This is a genomic window from Microbulbifer sp. SH-1 (genome assembly GCF_011326135.1).
Classification (GTDB): domain Bacteria; phylum Pseudomonadota; class Gammaproteobacteria; order Pseudomonadales; family Cellvibrionaceae; genus Microbulbifer; species Microbulbifer harenosus.
The window spans coordinates 2496808-2512144 of the sequence record NZ_CP046948.1 but is presented as its reverse complement, the minus strand read 5'-3'; the positions used below and the strand labels follow the sequence as shown (position 1 = coordinate 2512144).

Annotated in this window: 16 protein-coding genes; 13 read left to right on the top strand and 3 right to left on the bottom strand. The window is 57.7% G+C overall.

Annotated elements, in window-relative coordinates; translation table 11 throughout:
- The first annotated feature begins 201 nt into the window (after positions 1-201).
- The 13 genes from GNX18_RS10560 (at position 202) to GNX18_RS10500 (ending at position 11700) form a co-directional block, all read left to right on the top strand.
- Positions 202-951 (top strand): SapC family protein, encoded by a 750-nt coding sequence (locus tag GNX18_RS10560; protein WP_138236866.1) that lies wholly within the window; start codon positions 202-204, stop codon positions 949-951.
- 21 nt (positions 952-972) lie between these two features.
- The gene (locus tag GNX18_RS10555) at positions 973-2001 is read left to right on the top strand and encodes a cupin-like domain-containing protein (protein WP_166217823.1); all 1029 of its coding nucleotides are present in this window, start codon (positions 973-975) and stop codon (positions 1999-2001) included.
- Between the two features lie 4 nt (positions 2002-2005).
- The gene (locus GNX18_RS10550) at positions 2006-3517 is read left to right on the top strand and encodes a tryptophan halogenase family protein (protein ID WP_166217820.1); all 1512 of its coding nucleotides are present in this window, start codon (positions 2006-2008) and stop codon (positions 3515-3517) included.
- Complete coding sequence (locus GNX18_RS10545) at positions 3514-4209, top strand: DUF6445 family protein (RefSeq protein ID WP_166217817.1); 696 nt, start codon at positions 3514-3516, stop codon at positions 4207-4209. Before GNX18_RS10550 ends, GNX18_RS10545 begins: the two co-directional genes overlap by 4 nt.
- 131 nt (positions 4210-4340) lie before the next feature.
- Positions 4341-5390 (top strand): LacI family DNA-binding transcriptional regulator, encoded by a 1050-nt coding sequence (locus GNX18_RS10540; protein WP_205827856.1) that lies wholly within the window; start codon positions 4341-4343, stop codon positions 5388-5390.
- A gap of 413 nt (positions 5391-5803) precedes the next feature.
- Entirely contained in the window at positions 5804-6691 is an 888-nt protein-coding gene (locus GNX18_RS10535; protein ID WP_166217811.1) for a hypothetical protein, read from the top strand.
- 238 nt (positions 6692-6929) lie between these two features.
- Positions 6930-7580 carry an MBL fold metallo-hydrolase gene (locus GNX18_RS10530; RefSeq protein WP_166217808.1) on the top strand — a complete coding sequence of 217 codons (651 nt, stop codon included), beginning with the start codon at positions 6930-6932 and terminating at the stop codon, positions 7578-7580.
- A gap of 59 nt (positions 7581-7639) precedes the next feature.
- Entirely contained in the window at positions 7640-8221 is a 582-nt protein-coding gene (locus tag GNX18_RS10525) for a DUF2799 domain-containing protein (protein WP_240913968.1), read from the top strand.
- A 38-nt stretch (positions 8222-8259) separates the two neighbouring features.
- A complete protein-coding gene (locus GNX18_RS10520; RefSeq protein WP_166217802.1) occupies positions 8260-8691 on the top strand; it encodes a hotdog fold thioesterase in 432 nt (143 codons plus the stop codon).
- Between the two features lie 20 nt (positions 8692-8711).
- Complete coding sequence (locus tag GNX18_RS10515; RefSeq protein ID WP_166217799.1) at positions 8712-9416, top strand: M48 family metallopeptidase; 705 nt, start codon at positions 8712-8714, stop codon at positions 9414-9416.
- A gap of 446 nt (positions 9417-9862) precedes the next feature.
- Positions 9863-10231: a DUF2750 domain-containing protein gene (locus GNX18_RS10510; RefSeq protein WP_138236763.1), complete on the top strand. Its 369-nt coding sequence runs from the start codon at positions 9863-9865 to the stop codon at positions 10229-10231.
- 100 nt (positions 10232-10331) lie between these two features.
- Positions 10332-10718, top strand: coding sequence for a VOC family protein (locus GNX18_RS10505; RefSeq protein WP_166217796.1), 387 nt, complete (start codon positions 10332-10334; stop codon positions 10716-10718).
- A gap of 49 nt (positions 10719-10767) precedes the next feature.
- Complete coding sequence (locus GNX18_RS10500) at positions 10768-11700, top strand: SDR family oxidoreductase (RefSeq protein WP_138236761.1); 933 nt, start codon at positions 10768-10770, stop codon at positions 11698-11700.
- Between the two features lie 10 nt (positions 11701-11710).
- Here the strand turns inward: GNX18_RS10500 and hisC are convergent, their stop codons facing one another.
- The 3 genes from hisC to GNX18_RS10485 form a co-directional block, all read right to left on the bottom strand.
- Positions 11711-12805, bottom strand: coding sequence for a histidinol-phosphate transaminase (hisC, locus tag GNX18_RS10495; RefSeq protein ID WP_166217794.1), 1095 nt, complete (start codon positions 12803-12805; stop codon positions 11711-11713).
- 87 nt (positions 12806-12892) lie between these two features.
- Positions 12893-13945, bottom strand: coding sequence for an FHA domain-containing protein (locus GNX18_RS10490; RefSeq protein ID WP_166217791.1), 1053 nt, complete (start codon positions 13943-13945; stop codon positions 12893-12895).
- Positions 13936-15297, bottom strand: a complete 1362-nt coding sequence (locus GNX18_RS10485) for a S1C family serine protease (RefSeq protein ID WP_240913967.1) — start codon at positions 15295-15297, stop codon at positions 13936-13938. The genes GNX18_RS10490 and GNX18_RS10485 overlap by 10 nt, the downstream gene beginning before the upstream one ends.
- Positions 15298-15337: the final 40 nt, after the last annotated feature.

Below are 15337 nucleotides of genomic sequence, written 5' to 3'. Positions count from 1 at the left end.
GCGGAAATCCGCCAATAAGCATTCTGGACAATTGTGTCGAGGTATGTGAAAGATGAAGTTTTTGCTGCTTTGACTGAATTGGCCGCTGGTTACAGCGGCCTTTTTTTTGTCGGGGCTTTCATGTACTTTCATCTGAAACAAAGATAAAAGCGCAGGCTGTTACCAGTGTGGACCACCGCGCTGAATCCATTGGTGTTTGAAATGAGCAAACCTGTATTACTGGACAATGTGACGCACAAGGACTTGCGGGTCATTATTCGCTATGGAAAAGAGTTTGGAGATGGCGTCAACCAGGTGCCCGTATTCCCAACCGAGTACGCTGATGTGCAACGGGAGTATCCGATTCTATTGCGCAAACGCAAAGATAAGGGCGATGGGGAATATCAGTCTATAGCATTACTCGGTTTTTCCCGGGGGGAAAACCTTTTCCTGGAAGACGGCAGATGGAACGCGGGTTATATTCCTGGGGTCGTCGCGCGAGGCCCGTTCCTGATCGGCTTTCAGAAGCGAGAAGAGGGCGGCCAAGTTCTGCACGAGCCGGTAATTCATGTCGACATGGATAACCCGAGGGTCAGTGAGAGGGAAGGCGAACCCGTATTTCTTCCCCATGGCGGGAACAGCCCCTATCTGGAGCGTGTGTCCACTATCCTGAGAGGGATAAGTGACGGCATATCGGTTCAGCGCTCGATGTTCGAGGCTTTCGATGCTCTGGGTCTGATAGAGCCGGTGAAGATTCAGATAGAAGTACACGAGGACGAGAAGTACGATCTTCAGGGGCTCTATACTGTTAGTGAAGTAAAGCTCTCCAGTCTGGATGCGGAGTCGCTTGAGAGGCTTAATCGCGCGGGCTTCCTGCAGGGTGCATTTTTGTTGGTTGCATCGCTCGGCAATATCCAGAAATTGATCCAGATGAAAAGATGGCGACTTCTGTCCGCCTCCGAGCACGCTTAGTTAAGGCTCTGGGTGGTACTTATGGAAATACAGAGAAAAACAAAAGTTATTGATGGTGTTTGCCCGGATAGTATTCCCTGGCAGAGTCTGATGGAAGATTGTCAGCCGGTTGTTCTGAAGGGGCTCGCAAGGAATTGGGCGTTGTGCAGGGCCGGTAAGAAATCAGCGCAAGAAGCGATAAACTACCTGAAATCATTTCACAACGGGAAGACCGTCTCTGCGTATCAGGGAGCGCCGGATATAAAGGGGAAATATTTCTACAATAAAGATATAAGTGGGTTGAATTTTGATAATCATCGTATCCTTCTGGATCAGGTTCTGGATCGGATCGGTGAGTATCTGGAAAACGACAACCCACCTTCTATTTATGTGGGGTCAACTACTCTGGATGCCTGTTTGCCGGGTCTTCGTGCAGAAAACGATTTGGTCTTCGATGACCCTATGTTTGAGTCCGGAGCGCCACTTACCAGCATCTGGATTGGCAATCGGTCAATCGCCTCCGCGCATTACGATGCACCCAATAATCTCGCTTGTTGTGTGGCCGGTAAGCGCCGGTTTACTCTCTTTCCACCAGATCAGATTGACAACCTTTATCCCGGCCCATTGGAGCCGACGCCCGGTGGTCAGGCGGTGAGCATGGTGGATTTCTCTAATCCGGACTTTGATCAATATCCCCGTTTTCGCGAGGCGCTTGCGTCAGCTCAGGTGGCGGACTTAGAACCGGGAGATGCTGTTTTCTACCCCAGCCTCTGGTGGCATCAAGTGGAGGCTTTTTCGCCGTTTAATGTGCTCATCAATTACTGGTGGAGCACCTCGCCGCAATATCTGGGAACACCCATGAATGTGTTGTATCACGCATTAATGAGTTTGCGCGACAGGCCGGAACATGAGCGGGCTGGTTGGAAGCATATTTTCGACTATTACATCTTTGGAGATCCGGAGCGCCCACGCGCCCACCTGCCAGCCCATGCGGAAGGTGCTTTGGGAAAGATGGATGATATGAAAGTGCGACAATTGCGAGCGATGCTGCTGCACAAGCTTAACAGGTAGTGAGATGAGTCAAGATAATAATAAAATCTCGAGAGTTGTGATTGCCGGAGGCGGAACGGCTGGTTGGATTGCCGCCGCGGCCCTGTCGAAGAAGTTGGGCGAATTGCTGGATATCACTCTGGTGGAGTCTGAGCAAATTGGAACCGTGGGTGTGGGTGAAGCGACAATCCCACCTCTTCGTACTTTTCACAAGCTATTGGGCATTGATGAGAAGCAATTCATGCGCGCGACCCAGGCGACGGCGAAACTGGGTATAGCCTTCGAAAACTGGGGCAAAAAAGGCGATCGGTATATCCATGCCTTCGGGAAAATGGGTGCCACCGCCTGGATGTGTGACTTTCACCACTTCTGGTTGCACGGCAGGGAAATGGGATTTGATTCCGACATTGGCGACTTTTGTCTGGAGTTGCAAGCCGCCGAGGCCGGAAAGTTTGCGACTTCGCCGAAGTCACCGGTTAATTTCGCTTACCACCTCGATGCGGGCAAGTACGCAAAGTTTTTGCGGACTTTTAGCGAGCGTTACGGAGTGACGCGGGTAGAGGGGAAAATTAGCGAAGTGGAGCAGAACCACGAGACCGGCAATATCGAGTCTTTGGTATTGGAGGGTGGCCGAAGAATAAACGGTGATCTGTTTATCGACTGCACTGGCTTTCGGGCGCTTTTAATGCAAAAGACCCTGGGTGTCGGCTTTGAGGACTGGTCCCATTGGTTACCTTGTAACAGTGCTGTACCTCTGCAAACCGAGGCGACTGGTCCGGCGATGCCATATACCCGCTCGATTGCTCATGAGGCCGGTTGGCAGTGGCGAATACCACTTCAGAATCGGGTGGGGAATGGTCTTGTTTATAGCAGTCATTTTATGTCCGATGACGAGGCGATTGAGAAGCTGTTGCTCAATATTGAAGGTGAAATGATCACCGAGCCTCGAGTGATTCGCTATCAGACTGGGCGGCGACATCAAGCCTGGAGCAGGAATTGTGTCGCTCTGGGGCTGGCGAGTGGTTTTGTGGAGCCACTGGAATCTACCAGTATTCACTTGATTGTCACAGGCATTACGCGCTTGATGCAGCTCTTTCCTTTTGATGGTGTCTCTCCTTCACTTGTGGATGAATATAATCAGCAGACTCGTGAAGAGCTGGAAAAAGTGCGTGATTTTATTGTGCTCCATTATCATGTGACCGAGCGTGAAGAGAGTGATTTTTGGCGCCATTGTAAAAATATGCAGGTTCCTGAAACCCTCGCTCGTCGTGTCGCGCTGTTTGAGGAACGAGCGCATGCCTATCAGGATAGCGGTGAGCTTTTCCGGGTGGATTCTTGGGTTCAGGTAATGCTTGGTCAGGGCTTGAAGCCCAAGGGTTATCATCCGCTACCGCGTTTGATGAGCGAGGCAGAAATGCAGAAATTTCAAGAGGGATTAAAATCCAGTATAAGAAGCGTTGTATCTGAACTTCCCGCGCACCAGGACTTTATCGACCAGTATTGTAGGTCAGCCGATCGGGATACATTGGTCCAATGAGTCTGCGTTTACACCCGAAAGTGCATATTCAAAAGCTGACGATTGGCCGCGAAAATGCGCCGCTTTTGGTATTGGATAATTGCATTGAAGATCCCGAGCGGATGGTGGAAAGGGCGGTGAGCAAATCCTTCGTGGATGGCGGACGCTTCTATCCCGGTATTCGCGCCAGGGCTCCATTGCAGTACAAGCAATTCTTGCTGGAGCAGCTGAGCGGATTGCTGGTTGATTATTTTCAGCTCGGTGGCATGCGATTGTCACTCTCCATGTGCCATTATTCAATGGTAACCAAGCCCGCGCAGCAACTTGAGTGGATACAACGTATTCCGCATATTGACACGGTGCAATCCACCAGCCTGGCTTCTATCCACTACCTATTTCGTGAGCCTCACGGCGGTACGGCTTTTTACCGGCATAGATCCACCGGCTACGAGGTGGTGAATGAAGGCCGGCGACAGGATTATTTCTCCACTCTCCAGAAGGAGGCCGCTGATCCGAAGTTTACGGGAGGCGGTTATATCAATGGCGACACGCCATTCTTTGAACAGGTGCACGCCGAAGAGGGGCTCTTCAACCGCATGCTGATCTACCGCAGTAATTCCCTGCACTCTGGTTCCATCGGCGAAGACTTCGTACCCGACACAGATCCCCGCAGTGGTCGCCTGTCGATCAACAGCTTTATCGATGCGAAGTAGCGATCCGTTCCTTTGGAGGCCGCATTTTTATGCCGGTCCCTGTCAATAGGTTTGCCCCATACAGAGTTTTATCGTTACGTTTGAATCCGTTATACAATGCCGGTTCACCCGCTTGGCCGATCGAGAGTAACGTGAAGCAGAGACAGAGCCGCCGCCAGCGCAATGCGCCCACCATCAGCGACGTCGCCCGCGAGGCGGGCGTCTCGCCGATGACCGTATCCCGTGTGATCAACGGCGAGGACAATGTGCGGGCGAAGACCCGTGAGACCGTTGATGCGGCGATCAGGTCCCTTGGCTACACCCCCAACAGCGCCGCGCGCAGTCTTGCCGGCGGTGCGCAGATCAAGATTGGCCTGCTGCACAGTAACCTGAATGCTTCCTACCTCAGCGCCTTTCTGATCGGCGCGCTGGAGCAATCGAGCCGCTACAACATCCAGCTGGTGGTGGAGCACTGCGATGTGGCGCTGAATGCCGAAGCGGTGGCGGCGCGCATGCTGAGCGGCGGAGTAGAGGCGATGCTGTTGCCACCGCCGTTATCGGATCTGCCCACGGTGCTGGAAGTGCTGGAAAACAGCGATACCCCGGCGGTGCTGATTGCCTCGGAGCAGCCGCGCAGCAACATTTCCGTGGTCAAGATCGACGATTACCAGGCCGCCTACGAAATGACCCGGCATATTGCCTCCCTCGGCCACAAGCGTATCGGCTTCATTACCGGCGACTGCGGTCAGCAGGTTAGCCAGCGTCGTCTGGAAGGTTACAGGCAGGCCCTGAAAGACTCTGGACTCCCCGTGGCCGACGAGCTGATAGAGGAGGGGATTTTCACCTACCGCTCCGGCCTCAACGCTGCGGAGGGATTGTTGAACCTGAAGCGCCCACCCAGCGCTATCTTTGCCTGTAATGATGAAATGGCCGCCGCCACCATCTCCGTAGCCCAGCGCCGCGGGCTCGACGTGCCCAGGGATCTCACGGTTTGCGGTTTCGACGATACCGCCCTGGCGACCACCATCTGGCCGGAGTTGACCACCATTCACCAGCCTGTAGTGGACATGTCCCGTGCCGCGGTGGATCTGTTAGTGAAAAAGGTACGGGCCATGCGGGCTGGAGAGGCCGAACAGGGCCAGCAGGTGCAACTCGACTTCACCCTGATCCGCCGCCGCTCAGACGCTCCGCCTAGACCCTGATCGTACTTTTGCAGCCAGAAAAAAGCCGGCGCAAGGCCGGCTTCAAGCAGAGTTACGATGAGAGAGTTCGATCACTACGCGTTCACACATTGTGATCTGGGGGAACTGGTTACTTTGACGAGGTGCTGACAGGGAAGTTCCGCGGCACCCGCAAAAAGAGCCGGAGTTTCTTTTTTGCCCTAAGACTCGGCCTACGGTGTGGCGCAATTTACATCTTTTATGGCGTAAATCTTCCCATGCGCCTCATCCGGTGGTAGTTTCCCGTGATTGTGCTACTCGAGTCACAGCTTGTTTGTAGGCAGACCGCACAAATTCCACAGTGACACGATGCGCGGGAAAACCCCGGCGAGGTATTCGCATCCAATAAGCAAACCGAAAACAACGCGAAGAAAAACACTTGCGGGGAGCGAACAATGGCTGATCTGGTCATCCTGGCGGCACCGGGTATGGGGGCCGTGGACGAAGGCTTTGCCGAGCCGCTGTTTCAGGCGCTGAAAGACCATCTGGGGGCCGACTGGTCCCGTATTCACACCGACACCATCCTTTGCCAGGGTCACCTGCAACCCAATCTCGAACGGGTGTTCGAAGCCATGCAGAAGCGCGATATGGACTACCTGCGCGCGCGCAAATTCATGCTCTACGGCCTCGCCGAAGCCTCTGCGCAGATGGCGGACATCCACCAGCGCGGTGGCAACTACGAAAAAACACAGCAGGCCATCTACCAGACCTTCGAGCGCGCCGCTAAAGCCACCAGTGACAACGCCCCAGTTATCCTGCTCAGCCACTCCATCGGCTGCTGCATCCTCTCCAATTATTTATGGGACGCCCAGCGCGCCACCATCAACCACGGTATCTGGCGCGACGGCGGCCCGAAAGGTGTCCACAAAGGCTCCGCCAAAGACCTCTTCCTGCGCGGCAAAACCCTTGCCCACTGGTACACCCTCGGCGCCAGCAACCCCCTGTGGACAGCCGGCCTCGCCCGCGACCAGATCCAGGCCGTCACCTCCGACACCCGCGGCTACAACTTCCGCTGGAAAAACTTCTACCACCCCGACGACCTCTTCGGCTGGCCCCTCAAACCCCTCAGCCCCTCCTACAACCAGGCCGTCTACCGCGACTTCGAGACCCGCCCCCTCGCCGACTGGAGCGCCGCCAGCTGGGGCCCGCAACTGGTATCCCACGACGGCTACTGGCAGAGCGAGATGGTGCTGAGGAATCTGGTCGAGGATGTCACCGAGGTGCTTAAAAAAACCACAGCACGCCGGCCGAGCCCGCTGCAGCGCGCGACCGCGATAGCCTGAGCAAGGGTAAGAACTCAATGCGAAGGGAACGATACCGGGTGGGGGCTTGCGAGACCTTCCGCGAGAGGGGCCTCGCGGAAGAGCCCCCAGGGATGGGTTGAGGGGGGGGCGCCTAGCTCGTGTCTCGCAAGCCCCCGCCCGGTAGCGGTCCCGCCACATGGGCAAATTCGGAGCTCCCATTCAGTGATAGGGGCGGGCGAGGTTATACTCCGCACGCGAAGACTAAACAGGTACTCCCATGGCTCTGCAATTTCACTCGGTCCCCGTCACGCCCTTCCAGCAAAACTGCACCCTCCTGTGGTGCGACGACAGCAAGCGCGCGGCCGTGGTTGACCCGGGTGGCGACATCGACCGCATCCTCAAAGCCGTCGACGAGCGCGGCCTCAAACTGGAAAAAATCCTCCTCACCCACGGCCACCTCGACCACGTCGGCGGCACCGCCCCCTTGTCGCGCCAGCTCAATCTTCCCGTGGAAGGGCCCCAACAGGCCGACCAGTTCTGGATCGAAAAAATCGCCGTCCAGGCTCAGATGTACGGCTTTCCGCCGGTGGAAACCTTCACCCCCGACCGCTGGCTCAACGACGGCGATACCGTCACCGTCGGCGACGAAGTGCTTGAAGTTGTGCACTGCCCCGGTCACACCCCCGGTCACGTCATCTTTTTCCACCGCGAAAGCAACCTCGCACTGGTGGGCGACGTCCTCTTCGCCGGTTCCATCGGCCGCACCGACTTCCCCATGAGCAATCACCAGGACCTCATCGACTCCATCACCAAAAAGCTCTGGCCCCTGGGCGACGCCGTAAAATTCATTCCCGGCCACGGCCCCATGTCCACCTTCGGGCAGGAGCGCCAGACCAACCCCTTCGTGGCCGACAAGCGCTTTGGCTGATTCAGCACAGGTTCACCGGCAGGAGCGTTCAATAAAGCCGTACAACGGTGGATAACAACATGAAACTCTGGAAACGGCTCACCCTTATGGCACTTCCCGCGTGGCTCATCCTCGCCGGCGGCTGCGCCGTGATTTCCGAAAATGAATGCCAGGCCGGCCTCTGGTACGAGCGCGGCATTGAAGATGGCGCCCGCGGCCGCAGCCAGGCCACCGTCTACCAGATCGCCCAGAAGTGCCACGAATATGGCGTGCGCACCGATACCGCCGCCTGGATGCGCGGTCACGAAGCAGGCATCGAACAGTTTTGCACCCCGGAGAACGGGTTTGTGGTCGGGCGCCGCGGAAACAACTATGAAGGTGTCTGTACCGGCCCCACCGCCGACCTGTTCCTCGCCAACTACGAGCGCGGCCTCGCGGTATATCAGGCCGAGCAGCAGTATGCGGCGCTGGAGCGCCAGTATTACGAAGCGGAGCGCGAGGTCGCTCGGGTCGAGCACGCGCTGGAGGACGCCGAATCCAAGGAGGAAGCTCGCGCCCTGCGCAGCCAGCGCCGCGGCCTGCTGCGGGAAATGCGCCACCTGGAAGCTGAGATGATGCGCTTTGGCGGCTTTGGTGCTTTCAATCCGATGCTGTTTTACTGATATTGCGCTCAGTGTTATGAAATCAATCAGGTGATCAAATGGCAATCTGGCACGGCAACCCCACCCTGGACGAAATCAATCAGAGCATGGGCAACTGCATGCCCGGCTACCTGGGCATGAAAATCACCGAAGTGGGCGACGACTACCTCGTTGGCACCATGCCGGTTGACGACCGCACCCGTCAGCCCTTTGGCATCCTGCACGGCGGCGCCAGCGTGGCACTGGCGGAAACCCTCGGCTCGCTGGCTGCGAACATGGTGGTGGATAACAGCAAGTTTTACTGTGTGGGCCAGGAGATCAACGCCAACCACCTACGCCCCGTGCCGGAGGGCGTGGTTACCGCCAAAGCCAGCGCGGTGCATATCGGCCGCAGCAGTCAGGTATGGGAAATCCGTATCCAGGATCCCAAGGGCAAGCTCAACTGCATTTCCCGCATCACCATGGCGGTGGTGCCGGTGCCTTCGCAGTAATTGCTGATTCTTAATCTGTCGTGACCGCGGATCTGTTTACCTTCGAGGAAGTCTCCTACCGTCTGTCCCGCTCACCGCGGCGCAAGCGGTTGGGGCTGGTGGTGACGGAGAAGGGCGCGGAAGTGCGGATTCCCCAACGCTGCGCCGCGCAGCACGGTCACCAGTTCCTGCGTGACAATATCGCCTGGGTGCGAGATCAGCTGCGCGGGCTTGAACGCCGGCAGGCGCAGGTGCCGGAGCATCATTTTGCGTTTGGTGCACGTTTCCCCTGGCTGGGCAAGTCCCTGGAATTGGACCGCGCGGCCTGCGCGGGGGATGCGGGGATTCGCGATGGCTATATCCAGCTTTACTGCCGCAACCGCGAACCGGATGACGGGCAGATACAGGCTGCTCTGCAGAAGCTCTACCAGCGCGAAGCGCTGGATACCCTTACGCGAAAATCCCGCTATTTTGCCGGCCTTCTGGGGTTGGAATTTTCCTCGGTAAAAGTGCGGCGCACCCGCAGCAAGTGGGGGCACTGCACCATTCGCGGCGAGCTGCAGTACAACTGGCTGGTCTGCCTCGCCCCTGAGCCTGTGGTGGATTACCTGGTGATCCACGAGGTCTGCCATCTGCGGCACCACAACCACAGCCGGGCATTCTGGGATCTTGTAGCCAGTCTCTGTCCCGATTACCGGACATTGCGGCGCTGGTTGAAGGAAAACGGGCATCGGTTGCAGCTTTGAAGTTGGGTTATGGGTGCTCTAAAGCTGGTTTGGTGGCGCCCGGGCAACGGGTGAGGGTTTTCAAAACCGCTGTGAATACGTCCCTGTACGCTGCGTCGCAAACATCCCTGTTTGCGACGCTTTTGAAAACCCTCCCCCGTCACCCGGGCTTCATTTTGACCTGATCTACTTCGTAAGCGCGCTGTCCTTACTGTTGCCAAGTACTACTGTCGGTCGAATTTAAGCTGGAGTGCTGGGTATGCGTTTTTGGAAGCGTCGGCGACAGGGACGTCGCCGACGCAGCGTACAGGGATGTATTCACAGCGGTTCCAAAAACGCATACCCAGTGATCCAGCGCCACAGGCTCCGCCGACTTGGGACCACAAACCCCACAACACTGCGCAAGTTTCTACTTATCCGGCGGAATCTGACGTAAACTCCCCAAATCATTTTCAAGGCAAGCCGGTATGGAATTGGAACCACTCGGAGACGATTTTGAGGACAACTGTGAGCGCTTTCTGCCGGAAGCGGTAGATCAGGGGTGCGTGTGGGCGCTGGAAGGGGAAGAAGGGTTTGCCCTGTGCGAATCAGAAACCCGCCCCGGCACCGACGTCATGCCCTTCTGGTCCCAGCGCGAATTCGCCGAAGCGCATATCGCCGACGACTGGGCCGAATACCAGGTCGTCGCCATCGACCTCGAAGAATTCATGGACGACTGGCTCACCGGCATGCACGATGACGTACTACTCGTCGGCATCAACTGGAACGACGATCTCGAAGGGGAAGAAATTGAACCCCTCGACCTGCTCGAACAACTGGAGCAGGAACTCGAATAACGCCAAAGCGTTGTTCGAAAAGCATACAAAAATAAAGCGGTGACAACCAACAAGCAGTACATCGCAACGCAGGAAACAAATCTCCAAAAGGAGGTCTGAGGTGAGTCAGTTTTCAGGGGTACAAAGCGTCATCTACGGCGTCAGTAATCTGGAAGAAGCCAAAGCGTGGTATACCACCCTGTTGGAAGTGGAGCCCTACTTTGAAGCGGAAAGCTACGTCGGCTTCAATATCGGCGGATTCGAGCTGGGACTCGATCCCAATGCGCGCAATGTGATCAGTCGTGCCGACGGCGTCGTCGCCTACTGGGGCGTTGCCGATATCGCCGCCCAGGTCGAGCGTATGAACGGCCTCGGCGCGCGCCAGCACGGAGAAATTGTCGACGTGGGAGAGGGCATACTCATGGCCAGTTTCCTCGATCCCTTTGGCAACGTCTTCGGGCTGATTCAGAATCCCCACTTCCAACTGACACCAGCCCTGTCCGATTGAGTCGGATTTAGACACAGCGCAGTTTTGGACGCAGTTTGGGAATAGAAACGTGAGCAAGCCCCCCGCCAACCGGTTCCGCCTCTCTGATCAGAATTTCGCCGCCGAAAGCCTGGCGCAGATTGGCCGCGGCTATGTGGTGCCGGACCGGGTGGCGCTGATTACCGGTTGCTCCAGTGGTATTGGCCGCGAACTGGCGCTGGCGCTGCACGCGCGCGGTACCATCGTCATCGCCACCGCCCGCCGCGCCGAGGCCCTGCAGGAACTGGCGGATGTGGGCATCGCCACCGAGGCGCTGGACGTGAACAATCAGGCGGACATCAACCGCGTGGTGCACGCCATCAAGACCGCCTACGGGCGCTTGGATATCCTCGTCAATAACGCCGGCTACGGCCAGATGGGGCCGCTGCTGGAGCTGGATACCCGCGCATTGGAAGCCCAGTTCCGCACGAATGTATTCGCGCCGATGGCGCTGGCGCGGGCCTGTGCGCCGCTGCTGAAATCCCGCCGCCACGGTGTGATCTGCAATATCGGCTCCGTGTCCGGGGTGATGCCGACACCCTTCTCCGGCGCCTACTGCGCGTCCAAATCCGCTCTGCACACTTTGTCCGATGTACTGCGTCTGGAGCTGAAACCCTTCGGCATCCGTGTGGTCACGGTGCAGCCGGGGGCCATCGCGTCGGAATTTGGCCGTCACGCCGAGACTTCGCTGCGAGGCCTGCTGGCGCCGGACTCCTGGTACAAACGCAGTGAAGACCATGTGCGCGCCCGCGCCTTGGAATCCCAGCAGAACGCCACCCTGGCGCGGGATCTGGCCAAGCGCCTGGCGGCCGAGCTGCTGCGCAAGCGTCCGTCCACCCTGCTCAGGATCGGCAACAAGAGCAGCCTGCTGCCGTGGATGGCGCGCTGGCTACCGCGCTGGCTGCGCGACCGCATCCTGTCCAAACGCTTTGGGCTGAAGCGGCTGCAGCTCACCAATCCGTAAGCGCGGCCACTTACAGTACTTCCCGGCAGGCCTCCACCAGCGCCGTCATCTCCTCATCCGTGCCGATACTGATCCGCAGGTACTCGCTGATGCGCGGCTTGTTGAAATAGCGCACGATAATGTTGCGCTCGCGCAGGGCCAGAAACAGCGCTTCCGCGGAAATTTTCGGCGGCTTGGCAAAGATAAAGTTGGCCGTGGAGGGAATAATCTCGAATCCCAGCTCGAGCAACTGTGCGCAGGTGTGCTCGCGCGTGGCGATCACTTTTGCGCAGTTGTCTGCGAGCCACTCGCGATCCGCAATCGCCGCCGTCGCCACCTTCTGCGCGATGCCGTCGATGGGGTAGGAGTTGAAGGAATTCTTCGCCCGGTTCAGCCCCTCGATCAGGTGCTCCTGGCCGAGGGCATAGCCAACCCGCAGGCCCGCCAGCGCGTGGGACTTGGATAGCGTGTGCACCACCAGCAGGTTGGGGTAGCGCTCAATCAGGGAAACCGCGCTGTCGCCACCGAAATCAATGTAGGCCTCGTCGATCACCACCACGCGCCCGGGGTGCAGTGCCAGCAGTTTTTCGATCTTCGCCAGCGGCAGGTAGCGCCCTGTGGGCGCGTTCGGATTGGGGAGGATCACGCCGCCAGCATTGTCGATCGCGTAATCCTCCACCGCGATGGAAAAATCCTCCCGCAGCGGCAGGGTGCGCGCCTCGATGCCATAGAGCTCGCAATACACCGGATAAAAGCTGTAGGTGATGTCTGGAAACAGCAGCGCTTCCGGGCGCTGAAAGAAGCTGTAGAACGCGTGCGCCAGCACCTCGTCGGAGCCGTTGCCCACAAATACCTGCGCCGGCGCCAGGCCAAACTGCGCGGCGATGGTCTCGCGCAGCTCGGTGGATTCCGGATCGGGATACAGGCGCAGGCGCTGTGGCAACTGCGGGTCCTGCAGCACCGCCTGGGCCTTGGGCGAGGGCGGGTAGGGGCTCTCATTGGTATTGAGCTTGATCAGGCGTGCGGTAGTTTTCGGCTGCTCACCCGGCACATAGGGGTGGAGCCGGGCTACCGCCGGGCTCCAGTACGGGTGGCCGGGGATCTGATCATTGGTGGGCTCGGTCATGGCATTCACTCCTTGGGCGCCGAGGATCATTGCGTTGCTGGATCGGCGGGCGGAGATTTTATGCCGTGTGCGCGCAGACTGCGATGGCTATTCGCCGCGAATTTCCTCGTCGTGCGGATCTTCTTCCGTGGAATCCTTGTTTGCGCTTTTCTTGCCTTTCTTGTCGTCCGACTTCTCTATCGGTATGTCGAACAGCTCCGGCGCGTCGGCGAGGAATTTCTCCAGTGGTACCGGCGTACGGAACAGCCAGTCTTTCGATTTCAGCTCCGTGGACACCTGCGGTGATTCGCTGAATTCATCCATATTGCCGACCTCTACTGCCGCGGCGAAGCCGAGGAAGCTCCAAGGCAGCAGCACCGAGCCCAGTAGCCGCCAGTGTGGGGCGACATTCAGCGCCAGATAGGTGGCACACCACAGCATCACCGGCAACAACACCGCCAGCGCGAGGATATTGAGCAGTGGCAGTACCTGACTCAGGTTGAAATTGAAGTTGAGCAGAGTGCCGAACCACTGCCAGCCCGCATAGATGAGGGCTGCAGCAGCCGCGATGGAAAGATGCGCGAGGAAATGCGCCTCGTGCTTCACCACCTTGCCGATAAAGGCCCAGGCGGCGGCGTATATCAGCAGACCGATGACTGCATCGGTGAGCACCTTGACCGCGCCGGTCCACTCCAACGCGCTGCTGGTGCCGAGCCACGCGAGCCAGAGACTGAGGCCCGCCACCAACAGGCACAGTGTCGCTGCCACAAGCGGCGTTGCCAGGCGGTCGAACACGGTTTCCGCCGAATGCAGGGGGACGGCCGGTGCCACACTCATGTCGGTATCGATAAAACGCACCCGGCTCTTGCCGAGTTGGATTTCGTCGCCGCAGCGTATCTGGCGCTCGCGGATTGCCGCAGGCTTGATGGATTTGTCGCGAAAATTACGCACCAGGCGCAGGCCATTCAGGCTGGACAGATCCCGCAGCACATAACAGCCGTCTTCATCCCTCACCACTTCCGCGTGTACTGGATCCACGTGGGGGTCCTCCAGCATCACCGCGTTGTCGTAACAGCGCCCGATGGTGGCCCGGTCACCATCCATGCGATAGCGGGCACTTACCCGGTGGGCACGATTGATTTCTTCGATAATCAGTGCCATTGAATCTCGCTCACAAACTTGTCGGTAAACGCATTGGCAGACTCTTTGGTGAATCCGGACAGGGTAAAGTGGCTTACCAGCGCGCGGTTGGCCTGGTCCACGGTAAGGCTTACGTAAAACACATCGTAGAGATCCGGAAATTCCTTATAGCGACGCACGCAAAAAGACGTGCGCGCGATGGCGGGCTTCGTGTTGCCATTGGCCCTGGGCGGCTTCTGTGCACTGCTGTCATCGGTGCTCTGGTCCGCACCATTGCGCGGGTGAGTGGTGAACTGCTGCTTGCAATTGAATTCGGTCACATCGTCTTCGCCGGCACTGTTACCCGGGTAGAAGCCGCTCATCTCGTCTTCATAGGCGCTGTAAAAACGTGAAGAGGCCAGTGTGTCGTCGGACTCCAGCCAGAAAAATTCATACTCCACCCTCCCGGTATCAAAGGTCTCCGACAGGTACACCACGTCCTGGCCGGTACAGCCCTTGGCGACCTGCTGGATGGGTTCGTCCTCATCGTCGGTGGAGTTTCCCCAGCATTGTATCGCCGGCACGATTTCACCCACTACCAGCGCATCGCCCAGAGGACGCAGTTGCCAATCGGCGTTCAGAATCTGGTCGATGATGCGCTGCTGATTGTTGTGTAACTGGCGGTTAATCACTGGCTGCAGGGCGATGGGACCATTACCCGCAGTCATTTCTTTGCGGAAATCCGCGAGCAGCGCAACCAACTTGTCCACTGGCACCAGGAAACTGATCTGATTGCCTGCCGTGGCCACATTGATCCCCACCACTTCCCCATTGCGATTGACCACCGGGCCGCCGCTCATGCCCGGATTGATGGAACCGGAAAAATGGATGCGGTCGTAAAAGCTGCCGGTAGCAATACCGTTGTAGGTGCCCGGCACAATGGTCATGCCGAGATCCAGCGGGTTGCCCATGGAAACGATGGTTTCTCCTCTGCTCGGTGGATTCTGCGCAAGGCGCAGGGAATCCGGTCCCGGCTCGCCCTTTTGACGCAGGATCGCCAGATCGTTGATCACGTCTACATCCAGCAGCTCGAGATCCCCTTTTTTTCCATCCACCGACAGGTATCTAAGAATGTATCGTTCCGGGTCGTGCACCGCTTCCGACACGACGTGGTAATTGGTGACAATCAGTCCATCAGCAGAAATTTGGAAACCTGAGCCCAGACCCGCCTTGGAATTGGAGGACTTTTCGATCAGGCGGATCTGGTACAGACTGCCGCGGTAATCGCTGTAAAGTTGCTCATAGCTTTGCGCATTGGCAAAACTCGCGATAAAAAGTAGCGCGATAACCGACATAATGGCGCGGTAATTGGGGCGCGTATAAATTCTCGACATTGTGGATAGGTCAGCGCTGTTTAATTTATGGACGAAACGG

Bases quoted from the DNA above. Each gene is read 5' to 3' on its own strand.
- GNX18_RS10560 (WP_138236866.1), top strand. From the start codon at position 202: ATGAGCAAACCTGTATTACTGGACAATGTGACGCACAAGGACTTGCGG.
- GNX18_RS10555 (WP_166217823.1), top strand. From the start codon at position 973: ATGGAAATACAGAGAAAAACAAAAGTTATTGATGGTGTTTGCCCGGAT.
- GNX18_RS10550 (WP_166217820.1), top strand. From the start codon at position 2,006: ATGAGTCAAGATAATAATAAAATCTCGAGAGTTGTGATTGCCGGAGGC.
- GNX18_RS10545 (WP_166217817.1), top strand. From the start codon at position 3,514: ATGAGTCTGCGTTTACACCCGAAAGTGCATATTCAAAAGCTGACGATT.
- GNX18_RS10535 (WP_166217811.1), top strand. From the start codon at position 5,804: ATGGCTGATCTGGTCATCCTGGCGGCACCGGGTATGGGGGCCGTGGAC.
- GNX18_RS10530 (WP_166217808.1), top strand. From the start codon at position 6,930: ATGGCTCTGCAATTTCACTCGGTCCCCGTCACGCCCTTCCAGCAAAAC.
- GNX18_RS10525 (WP_240913968.1), top strand. From the start codon at position 7,640: ATGAAACTCTGGAAACGGCTCACCCTTATGGCACTTCCCGCGTGGCTC.
- GNX18_RS10520 (WP_166217802.1), top strand. From the start codon at position 8,260: ATGGCAATCTGGCACGGCAACCCCACCCTGGACGAAATCAATCAGAGC.
- GNX18_RS10510 (WP_138236763.1), top strand. From the start codon at position 9,863: ATGGAATTGGAACCACTCGGAGACGATTTTGAGGACAACTGTGAGCGC.
- hisC (WP_166217794.1), bottom strand. From the start codon at position 12,805: ATGACCGAGCCCACCAATGATCAGATCCCCGGCCACCCGTACTGGAGC.
- GNX18_RS10490 (WP_166217791.1), bottom strand. From the start codon at position 13,945: ATGGCACTGATTATCGAAGAAATCAATCGTGCCCACCGGGTAAGTGCC.
- GNX18_RS10485 (WP_240913967.1), bottom strand. From the start codon at position 15,297: ATGTCGAGAATTTATACGCGCCCCAATTACCGCGCCATTATGTCGGTT.